Source organism: Anaerotignum faecicola (genome assembly GCA_024460105.1).
Lineage (GTDB): Bacteria > Bacillota > Clostridia > Lachnospirales > Anaerotignaceae > JANFXS01.
In genome coordinates this window covers 131,902-152,823 of record JANFXS010000004.1, presented here as the reverse complement: position 1 = coordinate 152,823, position 20,922 = coordinate 131,902, and the positions used below count along the sequence as shown (strand labels likewise).

General features: G+C 45.2%; 18 protein-coding genes. 7 read left to right on the top strand and 11 right to left on the bottom strand.

Annotated elements, in window-relative coordinates; translation table 11 throughout:
* Position 1: 1 nt before the first annotated feature.
* From NE664_07880 to flgB, 6 genes are all read right to left on the bottom strand, one after another.
* Positions 2 to 910: a FliH/SctL family protein gene (locus NE664_07880; protein ID MCQ4726574.1), complete on the bottom strand. Its 909-nt coding sequence runs from the start codon at positions 908 to 910 to the stop codon at positions 2 to 4.
* On the bottom strand, positions 903 to 1,913 hold the full coding sequence (gene fliG, locus NE664_07875; GenBank protein MCQ4726573.1) for a flagellar motor switch protein FliG: 1,011 nt from the start codon (positions 1,911 to 1,913) through the stop codon (positions 903 to 905). Before fliG ends, NE664_07880 begins: the two co-directional genes overlap by 8 nt.
* Positions 1,906 to 3,519 (bottom strand): flagellar M-ring protein FliF, encoded by a 1,614-nt coding sequence (fliF, locus tag NE664_07870; protein MCQ4726572.1) that lies wholly within the window; start codon positions 3,517 to 3,519, stop codon positions 1,906 to 1,908. The genes fliG and fliF overlap by 8 nt, the downstream gene beginning before the upstream one ends.
* A gap of 83 nt (positions 3,520 to 3,602) precedes the next feature.
* Complete coding sequence (locus tag NE664_07865; GenBank protein ID MCQ4726571.1) at positions 3,603 to 3,902, bottom strand: flagellar hook-basal body complex protein FliE; 300 nt, start codon at positions 3,900 to 3,902, stop codon at positions 3,603 to 3,605.
* A 67-nt stretch (positions 3,903 to 3,969) separates the two neighbouring features.
* Positions 3,970 to 4,413 (bottom strand): flagellar basal body rod protein FlgC, encoded by a 444-nt coding sequence (gene flgC / locus NE664_07860; protein ID MCQ4726570.1) that lies wholly within the window; start codon positions 4,411 to 4,413, stop codon positions 3,970 to 3,972.
* Positions 4,414 to 4,441: 28 nt separating this feature from the next.
* Positions 4,442 to 4,822: a flagellar basal body rod protein FlgB gene (gene flgB, locus NE664_07855; protein MCQ4726569.1), complete on the bottom strand. Its 381-nt coding sequence runs from the start codon at positions 4,820 to 4,822 to the stop codon at positions 4,442 to 4,444.
* Between the two features lie 815 nt (positions 4,823 to 5,637).
* Here flgB and NE664_07850 point away from each other — a divergent pair.
* On the top strand, positions 5,638 to 7,452 hold the full coding sequence (locus NE664_07850) for a methyl-accepting chemotaxis protein (protein ID MCQ4726568.1): 1,815 nt from the start codon (positions 5,638 to 5,640) through the stop codon (positions 7,450 to 7,452).
* A gap of 608 nt (positions 7,453 to 8,060) precedes the next feature.
* On the opposite strand, the gene NE664_07845 is transcribed toward NE664_07850, so the two are convergent.
* From NE664_07845 to nuoE, 3 genes are read right to left on the bottom strand one after another with little or no spacing between them, the layout of a single operon-like run.
* On the bottom strand, positions 8,061 to 11,495 hold the full coding sequence (locus NE664_07845; protein ID MCQ4726567.1) for an FAD-dependent oxidoreductase: 3,435 nt from the start codon (positions 11,493 to 11,495) through the stop codon (positions 8,061 to 8,063).
* Between the two features lie 16 nt (positions 11,496 to 11,511).
* Positions 11,512 to 13,260, bottom strand: coding sequence for an NADH-quinone oxidoreductase subunit NuoF (locus NE664_07840; GenBank protein ID MCQ4726566.1), 1,749 nt, complete (start codon positions 13,258 to 13,260; stop codon positions 11,512 to 11,514).
* Positions 13,257 to 13,787: an NADH-quinone oxidoreductase subunit NuoE gene (nuoE, locus tag NE664_07835; GenBank protein ID MCQ4726565.1), complete on the bottom strand. Its 531-nt coding sequence runs from the start codon at positions 13,785 to 13,787 to the stop codon at positions 13,257 to 13,259. Before nuoE ends, NE664_07840 begins: the two co-directional genes overlap by 4 nt.
* Positions 13,788 to 14,035: 248 nt before the next feature.
* Between nuoE and proC the strand changes: the two genes are divergently transcribed.
* On the top strand, positions 14,036 to 14,839 hold the full coding sequence (gene proC / locus NE664_07830; protein ID MCQ4726564.1) for a pyrroline-5-carboxylate reductase: 804 nt from the start codon (positions 14,036 to 14,038) through the stop codon (positions 14,837 to 14,839).
* Positions 14,840 to 14,926: 87 nt separating this feature from the next.
* On the opposite strand, the gene NE664_07825 is transcribed toward proC, so the two are convergent.
* Positions 14,927 to 15,280, bottom strand: coding sequence for a helix-turn-helix domain-containing protein (locus NE664_07825; GenBank protein MCQ4726563.1), 354 nt, complete (start codon positions 15,278 to 15,280; stop codon positions 14,927 to 14,929).
* Positions 15,281 to 15,509: 229 nt separating this feature from the next.
* Between NE664_07825 and NE664_07820 the strand changes: the two genes are divergently transcribed.
* From NE664_07820 to NE664_07800, 5 genes are all read left to right on the top strand, one after another.
* Positions 15,510 to 15,872 carry a helix-turn-helix transcriptional regulator gene (locus tag NE664_07820; GenBank protein MCQ4726562.1) on the top strand — a complete coding sequence of 121 codons (363 nt, stop codon included), beginning with the start codon at positions 15,510 to 15,512 and terminating at the stop codon, positions 15,870 to 15,872.
* A gap of 5 nt (positions 15,873 to 15,877) precedes the next feature.
* Positions 15,878 to 16,234 (top strand): helix-turn-helix domain-containing protein, encoded by a 357-nt coding sequence (locus NE664_07815; GenBank protein ID MCQ4726561.1) that lies wholly within the window; start codon positions 15,878 to 15,880, stop codon positions 16,232 to 16,234.
* Complete coding sequence (locus NE664_07810; protein MCQ4726560.1) at positions 16,215 to 16,580, top strand: helix-turn-helix domain-containing protein; 366 nt, start codon at positions 16,215 to 16,217, stop codon at positions 16,578 to 16,580. Before NE664_07815 ends, NE664_07810 begins: the two co-directional genes overlap by 20 nt.
* A gap of 407 nt (positions 16,581 to 16,987) precedes the next feature.
* Complete coding sequence (iorA, locus tag NE664_07805; GenBank protein ID MCQ4726559.1) at positions 16,988 to 18,757, top strand: indolepyruvate ferredoxin oxidoreductase subunit alpha; 1,770 nt, start codon at positions 16,988 to 16,990, stop codon at positions 18,755 to 18,757.
* Complete coding sequence (locus tag NE664_07800; protein ID MCQ4726558.1) at positions 18,747 to 19,322, top strand: indolepyruvate oxidoreductase subunit beta; 576 nt, start codon at positions 18,747 to 18,749, stop codon at positions 19,320 to 19,322. Before iorA ends, NE664_07800 begins: the two co-directional genes overlap by 11 nt.
* A gap of 456 nt (positions 19,323 to 19,778) precedes the next feature.
* On the opposite strand, the gene NE664_07795 is transcribed toward NE664_07800, so the two are convergent.
* Complete coding sequence (locus NE664_07795) at positions 19,779 to 20,918, bottom strand: P1 family peptidase (protein ID MCQ4726557.1); 1,140 nt, start codon at positions 20,916 to 20,918, stop codon at positions 19,779 to 19,781.
* Positions 20,919 to 20,922: the final 4 nt, after the last annotated feature.

Genomic DNA, 20,922 nt, shown 5'->3' with positions numbered 1-20,922 from the left:
TTTACGCTCCTGTGTTTTTCAATATTTCCTTAATATTTTCAACCTGTGTTCCGACGCTTGCGTCGATTATTTCATCAGGGAACTCAAGTATGCATGTTCCCCGGTTTTCGTTTTCCATGGCTATTATACGCACATGGCTGCTTATATCCGAAAGGGCATTTATAATGTCCTGCCCTCCTTCAACCATCATTTCGGCATCGGCTTTTGAGATGTAAACCTTCGCCCATTCTTTAGTTTTAAGCCTTTCCGTCGCGGCAATTATCATATGTTCGATAATGTCGCCGCTCGACTTAAGGCTTACCATTATAACCTTTTCGCCTACGGCTATGGCTATGTCCCTGAGGTTTGTAAGATATTCCTTTAAAAGTTCTTCCTTTTTACGCCCGGCTTCTTCAATTACCCTTTTAAGTTCATTTAAAAGCTCCTCGCTCTCGGCTCCCAAAGTTTCCTTTACCTTTGCCGCCGCTTCGCCGTAGCCTGCGGCGTAACCTTCGTCATAGCCGCCGTCATAGCCTTTCTTGCCTTCTTCTTCTTTAATTTCCTCCGCCCGGGCTTTTGCTTTTTCGAGTATTTCGGCCGCTTCCTTCCTTGCGTTTTCAAGCACGGCTTCCGCCTCGTCCAATATTTTCTTTTCTTCTTCAAGTATTTCGGGCCTTATTTTCGGTTCTTCAGCCTTTTTCTTCTCTTCCAATATTTCGGCAAAACTGCCTCCGGCTGCTTCCGAGTCGGAGTCCGCATTTATTTTCGGTTCTTCCATTACGATCTCATGCGCCACATAATCCTCGGCTATACCGCTTTTGGCATCATCTTTTGTGCCTTTGGCTTTTTCATCGGCTTTTGTATACTCGTTCAAGAAATTATAGGCCGCCACCTTTTTGTCAATGGCCAGCCTCCTTAGCAGATTAGGCAATTATATCATCCTTTCCGCCTTTCATAATAACAAGCTCGCCTTCTTCCTCAAGCTTCCTGATGACGTTGACAATCCTCTGCTGAGCGTCTTCAACGTCCTTAATCCTGACGTTAACCGTAACTTCAAGGTCGCTTTTAATAGATTCAGCCATACGCGTTGACATATTGGAGAATATAAGGTTTGCAACCTCCGTATTTGCGCCTTTGAGCGAAAGCACGATATCTTTCGGATCGCAGTCGCGCAGGAAACGCTGTATGGAGCGGTTGTCCATAGTCGTAATATCTTCGAAAACGAACATCCTCTTGCGGATTTCTTCCGTAAGTTTTTCGTCCTTCTGGCCGAGTTCGTCGAAAATAAATTTTTCGTTGCTCCTGTCCATATAGTTGATAACTTCGGCAATATAATCGATGCCGCCGGCTTTTGTAAAGTCGGTTGTAAGTACGGACGAAAACTTCTTTTCAATCTGCGTTTCCACAATTTTTATGGCCTCCGGCGAGGCGCTGTCCATTTGCGCTATGGCCTTTACGACGTTAAGCTGTTTCACCTTAGGCAGGGACACTATAACGTCGGCGGCCTGATCCGGATTTGCATATGAAAGCACAAGGGCAATGGTCTGCGCCCTTTCATGCTGAAGTATAGAATAAAGGTTTTTGCTGTCCACTTTCCGTATGAAGGAAAACGGCATAGTTTTAAGGGATTTCGCAACTTTCTCCAGAAGGCTTGCGGCAGTCTGCTGGCCGAAAGCCTTTTCAAGGACGCTGCGGGCATACTCGAGCCCGCCTTCGGTAACGACCTTCTGAGTCATACATTCTTTATAAAAATCGTCTAATATGCTTTCCGTTTCTTCCGGGGAAAGGTGGCGCATTTTGGCTATTTCAACTGTTAACGCCTCAATATCTTCCTCGCTTAAAAACTGGTATATCTGGGAGGCCTTATCTGTTCCCATGGATATAATAACGGCCGCGGCCTTTTGCTCAGGCGTAAGCTCGCGTTTCTCATCCATTGTTATTCCCTCCCCTCAGCCAAGATTTAAGGATTTGCGCCGAAACTTCAGGGTTTTCTTCCGTAATATCCCTGATTTTATTTTTAAGCTCCATGCTTCTTTCATTTTTAATATTAAGAAGGCTTGCGGCCGCGTCAAGCCCTTCAGGCTCGCCGCTCGGCAGATCTTCCATACCCAAAGGAAGATTCCCTTGATCTGCAAGCATCTGCTGACGCTGTTTTTTCTTTTTCCGTTTTTTCCTTACGGCAAGCACAATAAGGATGATTATCAAAATAAGCACAAGCCCGCCTGCGGCTATGCCGGCAATCATTATAAGGCGCTGCATGTCGATTTCGCCGGTAGCGTCGTCTACTATGCCCGGTATATTTTCCTGATAGAACGGCACCGCCATTATTTCGATTTTTTCATCCTGAATATCGGCGCTTATTCCGGCGGCGCGTCCCACAAGCGACGTTATGTCGTCCCTTGTGGCGTCGGACATTTCGTCGCCGTCTATAATCACGGCCACCGTAAGATCCACAAGATCGCCCGCATCCACCTGTTCCTGCTGTTTAAGCTGATCCACCAAGTAATTTGCAGTGCCGTCGCTTAATATATACGTTTCATTTCCGTCTGTGCCTATCGTTGTGTAAATAGGTATATCCGCATTTGTTTCCGTACCCGGCACGCCGCCGATCTGTTCTCCGTCCTTCGCTATTTCCTGAGTTGCGCTCTGGCTTGAAAGGACGCCTTTGTTTTCTTCGTCCTCGCCGGAGTAATTTATCAGCTCGCGTATTTTTTTATTAATATCAACTTCGCTTTTTACGGAAACTTTTACATGTTCCTCGCCATATATAGGTATAAGCATGTCAAGGATTTTATTTTTTATTTTCCTGTCGATTTCGTCTTCGACTTTAAATTTAAGTTCGTTGGCGCTTATCCTCGAACCGTTTTCTTCATCTATTGTAACATCTTTGCCGTTGCAGATAACGCCTACCCTGGAAAACTCAACATTAGGTATACTTTTTGATATAAGCCTTTGTATAGCCTCAACCTGTTCTTCTTCCAAATCGTTTCCGTCGTCGGTTACAACTGTTACGGACGCGCTTGCCTGCGAATCTTCGCTTTTATCGAGGACATACTTTTTCTCTTCCCCCGGCGCGATTGTAACCCTCGCCTCCTTAATATTCGGGAAAAGAGATATTGTGGCCCCCATTCTTTCCTGAAGATCGAGCATCTTATAATGTTCCATTTCCGTTTGGGTTGTAGTAAGGTCTATATTGTCTGTAAAAGTGCCGTATGTAAAACCGCTTTTAGGGTACCCTTCATATACAAGCTGAGCCTTAAGCTGTTCTTCCTGCTCCTGGGGGACAAGTATTGTGCCGCCCGTTTCATATTTATATTCAACCCCGTCGGATTGCAGCTTTCCCATTATTTCGCTGGCTTCCTGATCATTCAAGCCGCTGAAAAGAACTTCATAAGGCCTGTTGTTAAGCCATACCGCAATACCTACGGACGCAATTACGGATACGGCAAGGCCAATTATAATTATTTTTTTTGTTTTACTGCTTAACTTTGATAATGTTTCCTTTGCTTTTTCCAAAAAAGCTTTAAGCCGTTCGTTCACTTTATATCCCTCTCCATATCCGTTTTATGTAAAACGTATATATTTTGCCTGCTGTTTCTGCGGATAAAAATGCCGCCGCGCCTTTAGAGGCTTATCCTCATAATCTCATTATATGATTCAACGGCTTTGTTCCTAAGGCTTACCATAAGGTCTACGGAAAGCTGCGCCGTAGCCGCCGATACCGGAACCGTATGCGCGTCGTCTATTTCCCCTATGGAAAGGAGATATTCATTTTTTGCAAGCTCTTCCTCGCTTGAAACAACGTCGTTTAACACGTTTGTAAACAGTTCTTTAAAAGGGGACGCCGCTCCCCGGGCCTTTTTTTCATCCTGCTCAAAAAATGAGGAAACGGGCGTAATTCCCTGCATCGGTTCTATAAACATAGTTGAAAACTCCTTTCAAAAATAATATGCATACTGTTTTCCGCATATAAAAAAGCAGAAAACAGCGCTATTTCCCAATCTCCAAAGCTTTAGCCGCCAATGTTTTGACAGTGTTGAAAACCGTCAGGTTGGCGTCGTATGCACGGCTTGCGGCCATACTGTCAACGGTTTCTTTGAGCATGTCCACATTAGGCATCTGCACATATCCGTTTTCATCGGCATCCGGATGTTCCGGATCGTACAGCATTTCAAAAGGGCGTTCATCCTCCACTATTTCCGCCACCCTTACGCCGCCGCCGGAAGCGCTTTGTCTTGCAATTTCCGAACGGAACGCCTGCCTGAAGCTTGTTTTTTCGATTGGCTCAAAAACGACCATTTTCCTCCTGTACGGCCCTCCGGCCTCTGTCCTTGTCGTATTTGAATTCGCAATATTTTCTGCCGCTATATCCAAGCGCATTCTTTGTGCCGTCATGCCTGATGCGCTGATATCAAGAGCGTTTAAAAAGCCCATTGTTTTCCCCTCCCCATGGTAAAATTAATCAGCCTTTTATTACTGTCCTGAGCCTTGTTATATCATCGTTAAAGGCCTTCATCATATACTCGTACTGTATTCCCGTTTTAGCTACTTCCATGCTTTCCACATCCACGTTGACGTTGTTTCCGTCGGCGCGTGTTGTTTCATCATTGGTGTAGTTAACTTCGGCCCGGGCCGAACCGATAGCTTCCCTGATATCCGTTCCCGTTTTATGGTCGGCGGCGTTAACGCGGCTTCTCAGTTCCTCTTCAAAAGTAACGTATTTCGCTTTGTACCCCGGAGTTTCGGAATTCGCTATATTATTAGCCGCAACAACCTGTTTTTCCCATAAAAAATCCATTACCCTTTTAGAAAGGAATAATGAATTATTGTTTAAAAACCGCAACAAAAACACCCCTTTTAAATTTTATAAACATAACGGAACCATATCGGCCGTTTTATCGGCGCATTTAATTATATTTGAAAAATAAAACGGCGCCCGAAAATCGAACGTGCCAACATTGAAATCTCATAAAATTATACAAATCATAACAATTCCTTACAATAATATTTAAAAACTTATTTTTTATATAAGTATATTACTAAGCTCCTTAAAATTCAACATTTTTTTAGGCAAAAAGCAAATCTTTAAAGATCAAAATATATAAAAAGATCTTTTAAAATTTTATTCATTATCAAAAATTTTATTTATTACAACCCGTAATTTTGTTACTTTTTAAATCATATGCCCAATATATCGCTTCTTTTTTATATATTACAGACTAATATAATGCCGATAATATTTATATCTTTTATAAAAAACTAATGATTTTTTTATAGATCTTATGCATTTTACATCACTTTTACATACATTTCCAAAATGACGGGGAGGATACTAAATCGCATATTTGAATATATATTGCGTAAAATGATCCTTGTATACCGCGCAAAACCACTTAAAACAGCATATTTTATAATATCAAACATTCGCTCGCATATCGAACTTTATAATTTTACAAAAAATTTATACATATATTATCAATAATTGTCATATTCTTATAAATCATGTGTTTTCGATTTTATATAAAATCCCATGCCCACACAACTTTTATTGATCTTTTATACAAAGCCCTTTTTATCCCCTTTGCAAAAAACTTTTCGTATGATAGAATAATAGTGCGTTAAAATTAATAGCACCAACATCATAAGGGGGACTCAATTATGTTAAAGAATTTCAAAATCGGCAAAAAGATCGCCTCGCTTTTTGTCGTCGTATGTATCCTATCCGTCATATCCGGCGCCGCAAATGTTTTTTCCATACATAACATTAATACCAAATATTCCGACGCAATGTCGCGCTATGGTTTTGCCCAAGGCGATTTAGGCCTTATAATCGCAAACCTCGGCGTTATAAACGCAAACGTTAAAAACGCCATAAATCTCAGCACTCCGGCGTTGCGTCTTGAGGCTACGACGGCTTTTGAAGAGGATTGCGCCGAGGTTGAGCAATATTTCGACACTATCGGTCAAACCATAACGCCCGGAGAAGCTTCGGAGCTTTTTGAAAGTTCAAAATCAAATTGGAACGAATACTTTGCAAAAGCGCAGGAACTGATTGACCTTGCCGCTACGCAAAACGGCAGCGGCATCTTAAAGGCACAGCAGAAAATCGTAACGGAGCTTAACCCTCTTTATGATGAAATGTATTCCGGCCTTGTAGGCCTTATGGACAACAAACAGGAACTCGGGAATAAAGTTCACGACGACCTTGCACGCCTCGCAGTTATAGCGACAGCGGGCACCGTACTGCTTATGGCGGTCTCAATAGCCGCGGCTGTGCTTTCAACGGTATATCTTGTGCGCAGTATAAGCGGACCGATAAAAAAATGCAGCGAACGTATAGCTATGCTTGCAAAAGGCGATTTAAGCTCCCCCATACCATCCTTTGCTTCAAAAGATGAAATAGGCGAACTTGCCGCTTCCACACAAATAATCGTGGACGGCCTTAAAAATATTATTTATGATGAAAACCGCCTTTTAAGCGAAATGGCTAAAGGCAATTTCGACATAAAAAGCGATCACCCCGAAAACTACATAGGCGACTTTGCGCCCCTTCTCAATTCCATAGACAATATACTGGAAAACTTAAATGCCACCCTTTCCCAGATAAGCCAAAGCGCGGATCTTGTAAACCGAAACAGCGATCAGGTTTCGGCCGGAGCGCAGGATCTCAGCCAAGGAGCAACGGAACAGGCAAGTTCCGTAGAAGAGCTGGCCGCAACCATAAACAGTATTTCCGCCCAGATCGGAAAAAATGCCGAAAACGCCAAATCTGCAAATATTACCATACATGAAGTAGGAAACGAAATGGAAAGCTGCAATGAAAAAATGTCCGATCTTGTTGAAGCGATGAAAGACATTACGGCAAGTTCAAACGAAATAAACAAAATCATAAAAACAATAGAAGACATTGCTTTTCAAACTAATATATTGGCGTTAAACGCCGCCGTGGAAGCGGCGCGGGCAGGAGCCGCCGGAAAAGGCTTTGCCGTTGTTGCCGACGAAGTGCGCAACCTCGCAAGCAAAAGCGCCGAGGCCTCCAAAAATACCGCCGCTTTAATTGAAAATTCGATTAAAGCCGTCAATAACGGATCGGGCCTTGCGGACTCCACAGCAAAATCCCTGAGCGAAACCGTTGAAAAATCCGAAATGATTATCGACTTGATACAAAAAATTTCCGCCGCTTCCGATGAACAGGCCGAATCGATTTCGCAGATAACTATCGGCATAGATCAAATTTCCTCAGTCGTACAGACAAATTCCGCTACGTCAGAGGAAAGTGCGGCGGCTAGCCGGGAGCTTTCGGATCAGGCCGATATGCTTAAACGCCTTGTCGAAAAGTTCACGCTCCGCTCCGATTGTTTTGCCGTAGCCGACGCTTTAAACGGCATGGAAAGCGTTCATGAAATTCCCGAGGCCGGAAGTATGGGAAACGCGGACTGCGAACTTTATTCATACTCTAATTCCAAATATTAAACCGTATATGTTCCTGCTCAAAACCGTATTTTGCCCGGCGCGCGTTATACGCCGCGGATCATAATATCCGCCAAACGGAAATTCCGGCGGACGGCTGTGCATAATCGTATTTTCTGTGCATGCCGTCCGCCTATAAAAAATCTCAGACTATGTTTCATACGCAAATTCGGCAGGCTTAGATTCCTTGTATGCGGCGCATATGATCCGCAAATCCTATGGAACGGAATTTACTTATGCATATTTAAAATCACTATTTTATATCTTCATTCAGCAGTTATAAAATACTGTTCCGCTTTATTAAATCCATTCAAAACAAAAAGAAGCCGATATTTTCAGAATATTGAAAATATCGGCTTCCTTCATTTTAACGCGCATTGCCCGATACTGCCGCGCCGCGTTTTAAATCCTGCGCCTTCAGCAAAACTTTCGTCCGTTATTCAAACTGCCTTAACACGACGAACGGGAACAAAAAAACTTAAATTCCGTCTTTTAACCCGTCAGGTTAACCCGCGTTTTGTTTAGCGTTGTTTTTGCCCGCCGGCGGTTATGCAAAACTTTAACCATTAACCGCCCTTAACGGACAAAATTTGTTTTTTGCATACTTCAGCTTACAGTATTCCTTCCCTTTTCAGGAATGAATTAAATACATTTGCGGCGGCGTTTGTATTTGCCGTTTCCCGAAGAAGCGCACCGTCTTTTACAGCTTTAAGGGATATGCCGACGGTCCCTTTATTAAGCGCCCCGTTTCTTTCCATTTCCCTCAACGCTTCTTTATGGTCTGCATATTCAAAATTCTCACCCATTACGTTGGCAATATCTTTTATAATTTCTATATTGCTTTTTGAAAGAGGCGGTATAGCGGCATGCACGCTGTTTACAGCGCCGTCGCAGCTTACGGTTGTGCCGTCCGACTCCGCAAGGGAAACGAGAGGAATCACAATGTCGGCCTTTTTCGCCGTTTCCGTAAGATAAGTGTCGCACACAGCAAGGAAATCAAGGCCGCTTAGATCTTCTTTTACATCCTCGCCGAATATAATCATTGCGTTTAATGACAATACGTCGGCCTTTCCGATGCCGAGCATGCCAAGCCCCTGAGAATTCACATTGCGTTTAACCTGTATTATTCCGTTCCTTGCGCCGTATGCATGGCCGCCAAGCACGGCCATATCGGCTACGGCGACAGCCGCATCCTTTGTAAGCTTATACTGTTCAAACACAACCATTGCTTTTTTGGCGTCCTTAAACATTTGCGCAAAGGCCTTTATTTCATCGGTAACTTCTGCATTTTCAACAGATTTCAAAAGTTCTTCGTCGGCTTTTGCGCCAAGCGCCGTTTCGGCCTTAATAACGGCTTTAAGCACAGCAAGGCTGTTGTCCGTTTCAAGGCATATGTCCGCCCAATCGGTACATTCCGTTGTGTCGCAGTCGTTTGTTATAACGGCTATTTTTGCGCCGCGCTTTTTAGCCTCGATTATTTTAACGCCGAGTGACGCATGCCCTTTCATGAGATCCGTTGCCACAAGGACGATAAGATCCGTTGAAACGAGTTCTTCTATTTTATTGAGCCCTCCGTCAACGCCGAGGACTTCCTTCAAACCGCTTTCATCAGACGAAAAACTTACGGCAGGCCTGCCTAAAGCTTCCCTTGAATACTTATCTATTAAATAAATCTCTTCGTTTGTAAGTTTATCTCCGACGGCGGCGGCCGCCTTGCCGCCCCTGATAACCGTGCTTTGGAGCTTTTTGGCCGCAAACATAGCCGCCTCTTTAAAGCATACCTCCGTCAACACGCCGTTTTTGCGCACCATAGGCTTTGTAATCCTGTCGCCCGTAAGCGTTTCAAAGCCGAAACGCCCGCGCACGCACAATGTGCCGCCGTTTGCATCGTCAGGCCTGCTTTTAACGATTGAGCCGCCCGTTGTTTTTAATGAGGTTTTACATCCTACGGAGCAGAAAGCGCATGTGGTTTCCGTACTTTCCTCTTTAAGCGGAACGCGTTTTGCCGCTGTAAGCTTTTCGCCCAAAGCGCCCGTCGGGCAGAGATTTATACACTGGCCGCAGCTTATGCAGTCCGTTTCTTTAAGCGGCATGTCAAGCGCCGGCTTAACTATGGAATCAAAGCCCCTATCCACAAGGCCGAGGGCCGTGCGTCCCATAACTTCATCGCACACCCTCACGCAAAGGCCGCAAAGGATACATTTGTCAGGGTTCCTGTCTATAAACGGATGGCTGTTGTCAACCGTCCTGTTATGGTTTTCGCCTTCATATTTTTCGGGCTTTACGTCCATTTCGTTTGCACGCTTTATAAGCTTGCACTCAAAATAATCGTGGCAGCCGCATTCAAGGCACCTTTTTGCTTCGTTAACAGCCTGTTCTTCGGTAAAACCGTAATTAACTTCATTGAAATTATCTTTCCTTGCCTCGGCCGGAAGATGGCCCATGCATGTGCGGGGCATTTTAGGCCTGTCGGCAAAGTCCTCGGCAGTGAGATCGTGCCTTTCCACAAGGTATGGTTTTTTATATGATATTTCAACGCCGTTAAGATATGCGTCAATAACTTTCGCGGCTTTTTCGGCTTCGCCTATGGCCGCAATGGCTATGCCCGCGCCTTTGTTTGTGGCGTCGCCCACCGCAAAAACGCCCTCAAGGTTTGTCCTGAAAGTTGTTTCGTCAGCCGAAACAGTCCCTTTTTTCGTAAGCTCCACGCCGTCGAGGCCGTAAGGATCCAGTTTCTGGCCCAACGCCATTATAACCGCGCTTACCTTAAGTTCTTCTGTTGCGCCTTCCACGGGAACCGGGCTCCTCCTGCCGCTTTCATCAGGCTCGCCAAGCTCCATTTTCTGCAAAAGCACATGCTTGATGCTTCCGTCGTCATTAGCCGCAATCTCAATAGGGTTTGTAAGGTACTTAAATACGACGCCCTCTTCCTCGGCCTCTTTTATTTCTATATCCTCGGCGGGCATTTCCGCCCTTGTCCTTCTGTATACGCAGTATACGTTTTTCGCACCCAGGCGCACGGCCGTGCGGCATGCGTCCATGGCCGTGTTGCCGCCGCCTACTATCGCAACGTCGTTTCCGACGATTATTTCTTCATTTAAAGCGGCTTTCCTCAAAAAGTCTATGCCGCCGTGGACATTTATGTTGTCCTCGCCCTTAACGCCCATTTTCATGCTTGTCCATGCGCCTACGGCTATAAGTACCGAATCGTACGTTTCCCTTATGCTGTCAAAGGAAAGATCCTTGCCGATTTTGATGTTGTTGAGCATTTTAACGCCCATTAAGGCAATAAGGTCTATTTCCTTTTGAAGCACTTCCTTTGGAAGGCGGTATTCCGGTATACCGTAGCGGAGCATACCGCCCATTTTCGGCATTGCGTCGAAAACGGTAACGTCATGGCCCTTTCTCCTAAGCTGGTAAGCCGCCGTAAGCCCCGCCGGCCCGCCGCCTATAACGGCTACGGTGCGGCCCGTAGGCTCTCCCACAGGCGGCATATAAGGCGAACCGCTTGCAAGATCCTTGTCGCCTATGAAGCTTTTTATAAAAGCTATTGAAACAGGTTCCTCAACCATTTGGCGGCGGCATGCCGTTTCGCACGGGTGCGGGCACACGCGGCCGATTGAGCTTGGGAACGGGAAAACCTCCTTCACTATTTTAACGGCTTCTTTATATTCGCCGTTTGCAACCATGCCCACATATCCCTGGCAGTCCGTTCCCGCCGGACAGTTCAGGGCGCACGGCGGGCGGCAGTCGCCCGTATGGTCGCTCAGTATCAGTTCAAGCGACGTCCTCCTGCTTTCCTTTACCTTTTCCGTATTTGTATTTATAACCATATTGTCGCTTATGGCCGTTGCGCAGGCGCGCAAAAGCTTCGGGTTCCCTTCCTGCTCCACAACGCACAGCCCGCATGCGCCGTATACGGCAACCCTTTCGTCATGGCAAAGGGTAGGTATGTCAATGCCGTTTTCCCGGGCCGCTTCCAATATGGTCTGGCCTGCAAAGCCCGTAACTTCTTTTCCGTTTATGTTAAGCCTTAATTTAGACAATTTAAATCCCTCCCTTTCAATCTATTTTAACTGCCCCGAATTTGCAGCTTGTTTCGCATTTGCCGCATTTTATGCATATATCCTGATTTATTTCGTGAGTTTCCTTAACCTTGCCGCTTATGGCGTTTACAGGGCAGTTTCTTGCGCACATTGTACAGCCGATGCATTTATCCTTATCAATCTCATATTTAACAAGGCTTTTGCACTGATGCGCCGTACATTTTTTATTATAAATATGGTCCTCGTATTCGTTCCTGAAATACCTGAGAGTTGTTAAAACGGGGTTGGGGGCAGTCTGGCCGAGGCCGCACAGCGACGACGCCTTAATCTGGTTCGCAAGGTTTTCGAGCAGTTCTATATCGCCGTCCTTTCCCTTGCCTTCAGTAATCCTCGTAAGTATTTCAAGCATGCGTTTTGTGCCCAGCCTGCACGGAACGCATTTGCCGCAGCTTTCCTTACATGTAAAGTCAAGGAAAAACCTTGCCATGTCAACCATGCATGTGGTTTCGTCCATAACTACCATGCCGCCGCTTCCCATGATTGCGCCCGTAGCCGCAAGCGAGCGGTAGTCGATTACCGTTTCAATAAGCTCGGCGGGAACGCAGCCGCCGCTTGGGCCGCCCATTTGTACGGCTTTAAAAGCTTTATCGTTTTTAATGCCGCCGCCCACGCCGTATATAACGTCCTTAATTTTTGCGCCCATAGGTATTTCGACAAGGCCGCCTTTTTTGATTTTTCCCGTAAGGGCGAAAACTTTCGTGCCTTTGCTGTTTTCCGTGCCCATAGCCGAAAAGGCCTTCCCGCCGTTGGCAATTATCCATGGCACGTTTGCGTATGTTTCCACGTTATTTATGTTTGAAGGCTTCTGCCAGAAACCTTTTTCGGCAGGGAAAGGCGGTTTTAACCGCGGCATGCCCCTTTCGCCTTCAAGGGAAGCTATAAGGGCCGTTTCCTCGCCGCATACGAAAGCCCCAGCCCCCGCTTTTATGCGGAGATCGAAACTGAAATTGCTTCCGAATATATTTTTGCCGAGGAAACCTTTTTCCCGCGCCTCTTCAATGGCGTTATTAAGCCTTGTTATGGCAAGGGGGTATTCGGCGCGGACATACACAACGCCTTCGTCGCTGCCCATGGCGTATGCGCCTATAAGCATGCCCTCAATAAGCGTATGCGGATCGCCTTCGATAACGGCCCTGTCCATAAATGCGCCCGGGTCGCCCTCGTCGGCGTTGCAGATCGTATATTTTTTATCGCCTTTTGCATTTTTTGCGGCGTTCCATTTAAACCATGTGGGAAAGCCCGCACCGCCGCGGCCCGCAAGGCCCGAAACCTTTATTTCGTTTATAACGTCGTCCCGAGTCATTTCCCCGACGCATTTTTCAATGGACTTATAGCCGCCCTTTAACATGTATTCGTCAATATTTTCAGGGTCTATTATGCCGCAGTTCCTGAGGGCGATCCTTGTCTGTTTTTTAAGTATCCCGCCGTCCTCTTCGCTTATGGCATAATCCTTGTTTGTTTCGCCTTTAAGCTCGCTGTCTATAATTTCCTTTACGCTTTCGGCGTTTACCTTAACATATGTGGTTTTTGTGCCGTCATCGCGCACAACGTCGATAATCGGTTCAAGGTAGCACATGCCAATGCATCCCGTAACGGTTACGGGTATGTCAAGGCCTTTTTCCTTTATATATTTTTCGGCGGATTCAGAAACCTTATTCGCCCCGGCGGCAATGCCGCAGCTGCCTTTGCCCACTATTATTTTCATTTTGTTTCCGCCTCCTTCCGCCTTATTTCCGCAATAATTTCTTTAGCCTTCGCGGGGGTAAGGGCGCCGTAGGTTTCGCCGTTAATCATCATAACGGGGGAAAGTGAACAGCAGCCGAGACAGGCCACGTTGTTAAGCGTAAAAAGCCCGTCGGGAGTTGTTTCGCCTTCCTTAATTCCCAGCTCCTCGCAAAGGGCCGTTTCAATGCCTTCGGAACCGTTGACATGGCATGCGGTGCCCTGACAGAGCATAATCAGATATTTTCCTACGGGCGAAAGCCTGAACTGTGCGTAAAATGTGGCTACGCCAAGCACTTTCGCCGGTTTAACGCCCGTTTTAATCGCTATATAATTTAAAAGCTCAACCGGCAGATAGCCGTATATTTCCTGTGCCGACTGCAAAATCGTGATAAGGCTCCCCTCCGTATTCCCGTACTTTTCAAGCACGGGATTTAAAAGGCTTACGTCAATCCCGGCCTTTTCAAGGGCGGCGGCCGACGCGAGAGCGCAGTTTTCCTTGCAACTCATCATAAACACTCCTTTTTCTCCCCGTATTATTATAACATTGTAAAAATGTGTTGAATTTAAGTTTACCACACCGAAAAGCCTATTGCAATAAACCGTATTACAAAAATAGGCGGCTGTTTTTCAGTAATTTAAGTTAAAATTACCTTGCCGTCGCCGCTTCCCGCATAATGTAAATAACTTGCCCGCCCTTCTTGAAAAACGTCTGAAAAACTGCTAAACTTCCCATATATATTAAAGGGGGAATAAAAATGGAATACGGATTTATAGGCGGAGGAAATATGGCCGGGGCAATAATTGCCGGAATGATTAAAAGCGGCGTAAACGGCGGCAATATAAACGTGTACGAGAAAAACGCCGAAACGGCGGAAAACCTTAAAACTTCCTGCGGAGTTAACCTATGCCTAAGCCAGAAAGAAGTTACAGCAAAAAGCGAAGTTATAATATTGGGCGTTAAACCTAACGTGCTTGACGCGATAATCGGCTCGGTAAAGGATGACATAGGCGAAAAACGCCCGCTTGTCATATCCATAGCCGTCGGCAAAACCATAGCATATCTCGAAAGCGCGCTTGGAAACGGCCTGCCTATCGCAAGGGTTATGCCCAACATTAACGCAAAAGCGCTTAAAGCCACAAGCGGCTACTGCCTGAATAACGCCGCGGGGGCGGAGCATGCGGAGATTGTGGAAAAAATATTCGGTTCCATAGGAACTATAAGCGAAATATCCGAAAACCTTTTCAGCGTTTTCGGCGCGGTTGCCGGTTCGTCGCCCGCTTTTGCATATCTGTATATAGACACGCTGGCAAGGGCGGCGCAGAAGGCGGGCATGCCTAAAAAGCAGGCTCTTGAAATAGCCGCGTCAACTGTATTGGGGAGCGCGGAAATGGTGCTTAAAAGCGGCGAACACCCATGGGAGCTTGTGGATCAGGTATGCTCGCCGGGCGGCACAACTATCGAGGGCATTTTTACCCTCGAGGACAACGGCTTTGAAAGCACAGTCATAAAGGCTGTTGACGCCGTTTTGGCAAAGGATTTGAAAATACAGGGGAAATAAAAAATCAGCGTTTTAAAATGCGCCGCGCGGCGGGAAAATCAACCTTGCCGGGCGGCGCATTTGCTTTTTCATTTAAGCATACATTTATTATTTAAGCTTATAACCGTTATTTTTTTGCATCGTATTTTTACCTTCCGTTTCCAAAATACGGCCTATTGTTTCCACTGCCAGAAGAAGGAACGCCCTCAGCTCCGTTAAATCGTTGTATAAAGCATACTTTTTATTAAATCCTTTGCAGGCCTGCATTTTGCCTGCAAGGCAATCAATAGTTACGCCAAGGATATCCGACAGCCGTATAAGCTCGTCCATATCGGGAATTGCATCTCCGCTTTTAAAGCCGTTTATACGGCTTGCATCAATTTCGGCCAATGCCGAAAGCCTGTTTATGCTTATGTTCTTTTCTTCCAGTATAATAGCCAGCCTTTTTGAAAATAATGACATAAAATACATCACCGCCTTATAAAATTCTATTTTTATAAATTATATTTTTTATAAATTTTGAAATAATTATATATTATAAAATTATATCATACCAATAATAACATTTATTAAATTATTAATCAAGCTATATAACTATAATATACAATTTTAAAAATTATGAACCTGAACCCCTGATGCCGTATAATAAAAAGTATGGTTAGGGGCAATTTTATTTTTGGAGCAAATTCTTATGGATAAAAATTTTATCGGAAACCGGATAACAAAATTAAGGATGGAAAGCGGCATTTCGGAACGGGAATTGAGTTTCCGCCTCGGAAAAGCACACAATTATATTTACAGCATTTCTTCGGGAAAAATACTGCCTACTATGGAAAGCTTTTTAGATATCTGCGATTATTTCGGCATTACGCCTTCGATGTTCTTTGACGAACAAACAACCGAACCGCTTTTGATAAGGGATATAACGGGAAAATTAAACGGCCTTCCGGCAAAGGACCTATCATTACTATCCGATATTTTAGAAACGGCGGAGCCCGAACATTTAAAATCATATTTTGAATTCATGGATAAATTCCGCAAAAACCATGGGTGATATAAATGGTATTCGGTTACGGCATTTTCTGTAAAAACTTAAAAATTCTAAGGAAGGCTGCGGGATATAATAAATTTCAGATGTCTATTCAGGCAAACATTAATTACCAATACTACTGCAATATAGAAAACGGCAACAGGATACCGAACTTTAAAACTGTAATATCCATTGCAAACGCCCTGAAAATCAGCATATCCCAGCTGTTAAACTGTGTGCCGCTTAAAGATTCATCAGTATTGGAGTTGTCAGTAATTTCAAAATTAAAGTCAATATCGGACGATACCGATCTGCTTATAAAACTATACGAGGTATTAATTGCTTTAAAAACGCAGGGTGAAGAGGTTGAAAGAATACAGCAATAAAATTATCGGCAGGCAAATTAAAAAATACCGTCTTTCAAAAGGATATTCCATAAAAAAGCTGTCCGAACTTACGGGCATCTCCGAAAGCTATATACACGGTCTGGAGCATGGCGGGGTTTCTGAAAGTTCATCCGTAAGCATGGAAAAAATCTGTAAAATTTCCAATTCTCTCGGCGTATCCTTAGATGATTTGGCTTATACAAATATGGAATATGCCGTTACAAATAATAACAGCCTTATAAATGAAATATCAATAGAATTAAAATCCCTCTCAGAAGCAGATTTGCTCCTGTTTGATAAAATAGTTACTATATTTATGCCTGATAAAAAGCGTAAATTAAACTGAATTTTTCAAATATCATAATTTTAAAGGCGGTGTATTCACCGCTTTTTTATTTACAGTTTCCATAGCTTCAGTTTACAATGGTATCCACGCCCCACAAGGAAAAATTTTCCATTTGGTTTTATACCGTCAGATTAAATTGAAGGAATATGGGATATTGCCTTTTACGGGTATGCGCCAACATCCAAAACACAAAACGTTAAACGTCGATTTTTCATCCGAAACGCATACGCGTTTCCTTCAATATCGGAAAATATTAAATAAACCGCCGGATTAATATACTCCCTGCAACTACGCCATGCGGTTTTTCCCTTCCGTTCATTTTTATTGTAAAAAACCCGAATTTAGTGTAACATTATATTCAATGAATAAGGAATTTTTAGGAGGGAACAGAATTGAGCAGAACGATTATGACCGGCGACGAAGCGCTTGCCCGCGGCGCTTACGAAGCGGGGGTCCTTGTCGGGGCGGCTTATCCCGGTACGCCGAGCACTGAAATAATGGAAAATTTCTCCGCATACGACGGCGTTTACGCCGAATGGTCCGTAAACGAAAAAGTCGCATGCGAGGTTGCGGCGGGCGCGTCTACAAGAGGGGTCCGCAGTTTCGCCGCCATGAAGCACGTCGGCCTTAACGTTGCCGCGGACGCGTTTACAAGCTACGCTTATCACAGTATAAACGGAGGTTTTGTCGTTGTATCCGCCGACGAGCCCGGCATGCATTCGTCGCAAAACGAGCAGGATAACAGGCATTACGCTCCTCTTGCGAAAACTGCCATGATGGAGCCTGCCGACAGTATGGAATGTCTGGAATTTATGAAGGCCGCTTTCGAAATAAGCGAAAAATACGACACTCCCGTTTTAATGAGGGTTACAACCCGTATATGCCACTCAAAATCCGTGGTTGAAACGGGCGCAAGGGAGATACCCCCTTTACGGGAATTTACAAAGGATATTAAAAATATGCTTATGGTGCCGGCAAACGCAAGGCTCCGTCATCCTTTTATAGAAGAAGAACGCCTTCCGAAGCTGAGGGATCTTTCAAATAAAGGCGGTTTTAACAAAATCGAGTACAACAGCAAAAAAATCGGCATAATAGCCAACGGCGTAAGCTATCAGTATGCCCGCGAGGTTATGGGAGAGAACGCAAGCTATTTGAAAATAGGATTTTCATACCCTTTGCCCGACGAACTTATAAAGGATTTTGCCGCCGAGGTTGAAACGCTTTACATAATCGAAGAAGGCGATCCATATATGGAAAACTTTGTTAAAGGGCTTGGCATAAAATGCACGGGCAAAAGCCTTTTTCCTCTTTGCGGCGAATTTTCCCCGGAGCTTATACGCGAAAAGCTCACGGGCAGACGGCTTGAAAAATCATATTCAACACGTCTTTCGGCTCCTCCGCGCCCGCCTGTGCTGTGCGCCGGATGTCCGCACCGCGGCCTTTTCTATGAACTTGGCAAATATGCCGATAAAGCGTATTTCAGCGGCGATATAGGCTGTTATTCCCTCGGAGCCCTCGCCCCGCTTTCGGCCCATGATTCCCTTTTATGTATGGGAGGGGCGATTACGGTTGCCCACGGGTTTGAAAAGGCCTCGAAAATAAGCGGGGCAGACACGTTTACAAAGACGTTCTCTATTATCGGCGATTCCACTTTCTTCCATTCGGGAGTAACGGGGCTTATAAACGCCGTTTACAATAAAGCCGACATAACAATGATAATACTTGACAACAGCATAACCGGCATGACGGGCCATCAGGAAAACCCCGGCACGGGAAAAACAATAACGGGAGAACCGGCGCCCGCCGTAAATATACCTTCCCTCTGTCTTGCATGCGGGATAAAAAAAGAAAACATACTTGTATGCGACCCCTATAACCTTGCGGAAACCGCCGAAGCGCTAAGGAAAGGATACGAAGCCGACGAACCTTTCGTTATAATAACAAAACGTGAATGCGCCCTTTTAAAGCCCATAATTAAAAAGCGCGAAAAAATGAAATGCGCCGTAAATGCCGATAAATGCGTGGCGTGTAAAAAGTGCCTTAAAACGGGATGCCCGGCTTTGGCTTTAAACGGAAAGGTTTCGATTGACAGCGTAAACTGCAACGGCTGCGGCATATGCATGCAGGTATGCCCGTTCGGCGCGATAGAAAGCGTAGGTGAACAATATGGAAATTAAAAACATACTCCTTATAGGCGTAGGCGGCCAGGGGACTATATTAACTTCAAAAATACTTGCAAAGGCTATAATGGAAAAAGGCCTGGACGTTAAAATGAGCGAAATACACGGCATGAGCCAGCGCGGCGGCACAGTTACGACACAGATAAGGTACGGAAAAAAGGTGTCAAGCCCCGTCATTGAAGAAGGCTGCGCCGATATTATAGTATCTTTCGAGAAATGCGAAGCCCTGCGATGCCTTTCAAGCTTAAAAAAAGGAGGCGCGCTCATTGTCAACAACTACGAGCTTCAGCCCGTTACCGTTGCCATAGGGGCGGCGGAATATCCGAAAGATATAATTGCGGAATACAAAAATAAAGTTGAAAACACATACGTTATAGATGCATTCGGCATTGCGGAAAGCCTTGGCAACGCAAAATGTATGAACATAGCGCTCCTGGGAGCCCTTGCAAAAAGGCTCGGCCTCGACGGCACAGACTGGGAAAGGCTTATCAGAGAAGAGGTCCCCCGGAAAGCCGAAGAGCTTAATATATCGGCGTTTAAGCGCGGTTTTGAAATGGGATAGCCCTATAGAAACGGTAATATTTTTTGTTACCGTATAAGCCGCTGATTTTAAATACAGCCAAAAACGCCGGCAGTCCGTTAGGGTTTTATAATTCTGCCGGACCGCACCGTTTTTTGTTTATGCGCGGTTGACGGAGGTACGTCAAAAATATTTTCCATACACGCCATATTTAATAAAGGCGAATAAAAAGCCCCTTTTTGTACTATGAAGGCGCGGCCTGCCCTAAATTGCGGGGACAGTACGTTTTTCATTCTGCTGTAAAGGGGCTTTTTTATATATCAAGTTTTTAATGGGCTTATGCGCCTTCCGTATCATTTTGTTAATCTGAAATTATTCATCCGCCGATTTTCGGATATGCGGGATTAATCTATGGCTTACCTAAAGCGGCCATAACGGTCCCTCAACATGGGCAGGGCCGAGGAACAATTCCATATTACGCCGTTTATACGGAAGGGATTATTTTTTGCCGTACTCCGTATATCTGCCGTATTTTTTCAATATACGCACTATTTCGCTGTGGGGTATGGCGGGAACAAAATTCCGATCCCTTCCCACCATATCCTCGGCGGCTACCATAGCGTTTACAATAGATTCCTCAACGGCCTCGGCCGTGGCCTTATATATTGGGTTGAGCTTTTCGTCGGACAGGAGTTCCACCTTAGAGGAAGTATAGCTGAAAGCGTCTTCGTTGGCTGTTGAAAAAGCTATAAAAATATCGCCGGAACCGTTTTCGTAACCGCCGCCCAGCCGTCCTATTCCGATTGTAACGCGGCGGCATATTTTTTTCAGCTGCCACGGCAGTACGGGGGCGTCCGTTGCGACAACAACTATAATAGAGCCGTCGCCCGGATTTGTGTCGTATGTGTTTATAATGGGCTCCGCATTTTTAACCTCTTTTCCGAAAGGTATGCCGGCTATTTCAAATTTTTCCCTTGTGCCGTGGTTGGCTTGTACCAGAACCCCTACAGTGTATCCGCCGTCCTCCGGCAAAAGCACGCGTGACGATGTTCCCGTGCCGCCTTTAAACATATGGCAGCGCATTCCTGTTCCTCCGCCGACGTTGCCTTCCGGCACCGGCCCGGATTTTGCCGTTTCCAAAGCTTCAAGCACATGTTCCTCTTTTACGTTAAAACCTGTTATGTTGTTTAAAACGCCGTCGTACGTTTCCCCCACAGTGGGATAAAAATATCCCAGGCGTTCTATTTCCTTCCCGTCCTTATATGTGGGATAGAAAAATTTGTTTTGTATCATCCATTTGGCCGTAGTATCCCTTACAATACCGACGCTGTTTGTATTTGTTATCATAACAGGGCCATGGAGGAATCCGGAATCGTCAATCCAATGGCTTCCCGTCAGCTCGCCGTTGCCGTTTAAATCGTGGCGGCCCGCAAAAACGGCGCTGCGCTTTTTCCCGCGCGGAAGTATGGCCGTTACGCCTGTACGCGCAAAGTCGGAATCAACCGGCGTTAAAAGCTCCGGTTCCCCTTTAATAACAGTGCATACTCCCACTTCAACCCCCTTTACGTCTGTAATGGCATTGTATCTGCCGCATATGCCTTCAAAAGGGATCCCTAAATCCCTTGCCCTTTTTTTCATATGA

Bases quoted from the DNA above. Each gene is read 5' to 3' on its own strand.
- fliG (MCQ4726573.1), bottom strand. From the start codon at position 1,913: ATGGATGAGAAACGCGAGCTTACGCCTGAGCAAAAGGCCGCGGCCGTT.
- NE664_07865 (MCQ4726571.1), bottom strand. From the start codon at position 3,902: ATGTTTATAGAACCGATGCAGGGAATTACGCCCGTTTCCTCATTTTTT.
- flgC (MCQ4726570.1), bottom strand. From the start codon at position 4,413: ATGGGCTTTTTAAACGCTCTTGATATCAGCGCATCAGGCATGACGGCA.
- NE664_07850 (MCQ4726568.1), top strand. From the start codon at position 5,638: ATGTTAAAGAATTTCAAAATCGGCAAAAAGATCGCCTCGCTTTTTGTC.
- NE664_07840 (MCQ4726566.1), bottom strand. From the start codon at position 13,260: ATGAAAATAATAGTGGGCAAAGGCAGCTGCGGCATTGCCGCCGGGGCG.
- nuoE (MCQ4726565.1), bottom strand. From the start codon at position 13,787: ATGAGTTGCAAGGAAAACTGCGCTCTCGCGTCGGCCGCCGCCCTTGAA.
- proC (MCQ4726564.1), top strand. From the start codon at position 14,036: ATGGAATACGGATTTATAGGCGGAGGAAATATGGCCGGGGCAATAATT.
- NE664_07825 (MCQ4726563.1), bottom strand. From the start codon at position 15,280: ATGTCATTATTTTCAAAAAGGCTGGCTATTATACTGGAAGAAAAGAAC.
- NE664_07820 (MCQ4726562.1), top strand. From the start codon at position 15,510: ATGGATAAAAATTTTATCGGAAACCGGATAACAAAATTAAGGATGGAA.
- NE664_07815 (MCQ4726561.1), top strand. From the start codon at position 15,878: ATGGTATTCGGTTACGGCATTTTCTGTAAAAACTTAAAAATTCTAAGG.
- iorA (MCQ4726559.1), top strand. From the start codon at position 16,988: ATGACCGGCGACGAAGCGCTTGCCCGCGGCGCTTACGAAGCGGGGGTC.
- NE664_07800 (MCQ4726558.1), top strand. From the start codon at position 18,747: ATGGAAATTAAAAACATACTCCTTATAGGCGTAGGCGGCCAGGGGACT.
- NE664_07795 (MCQ4726557.1), bottom strand. From the start codon at position 20,918: ATGAAAAAAAGGGCAAGGGATTTAGGGATCCCTTTTGAAGGCATATGC.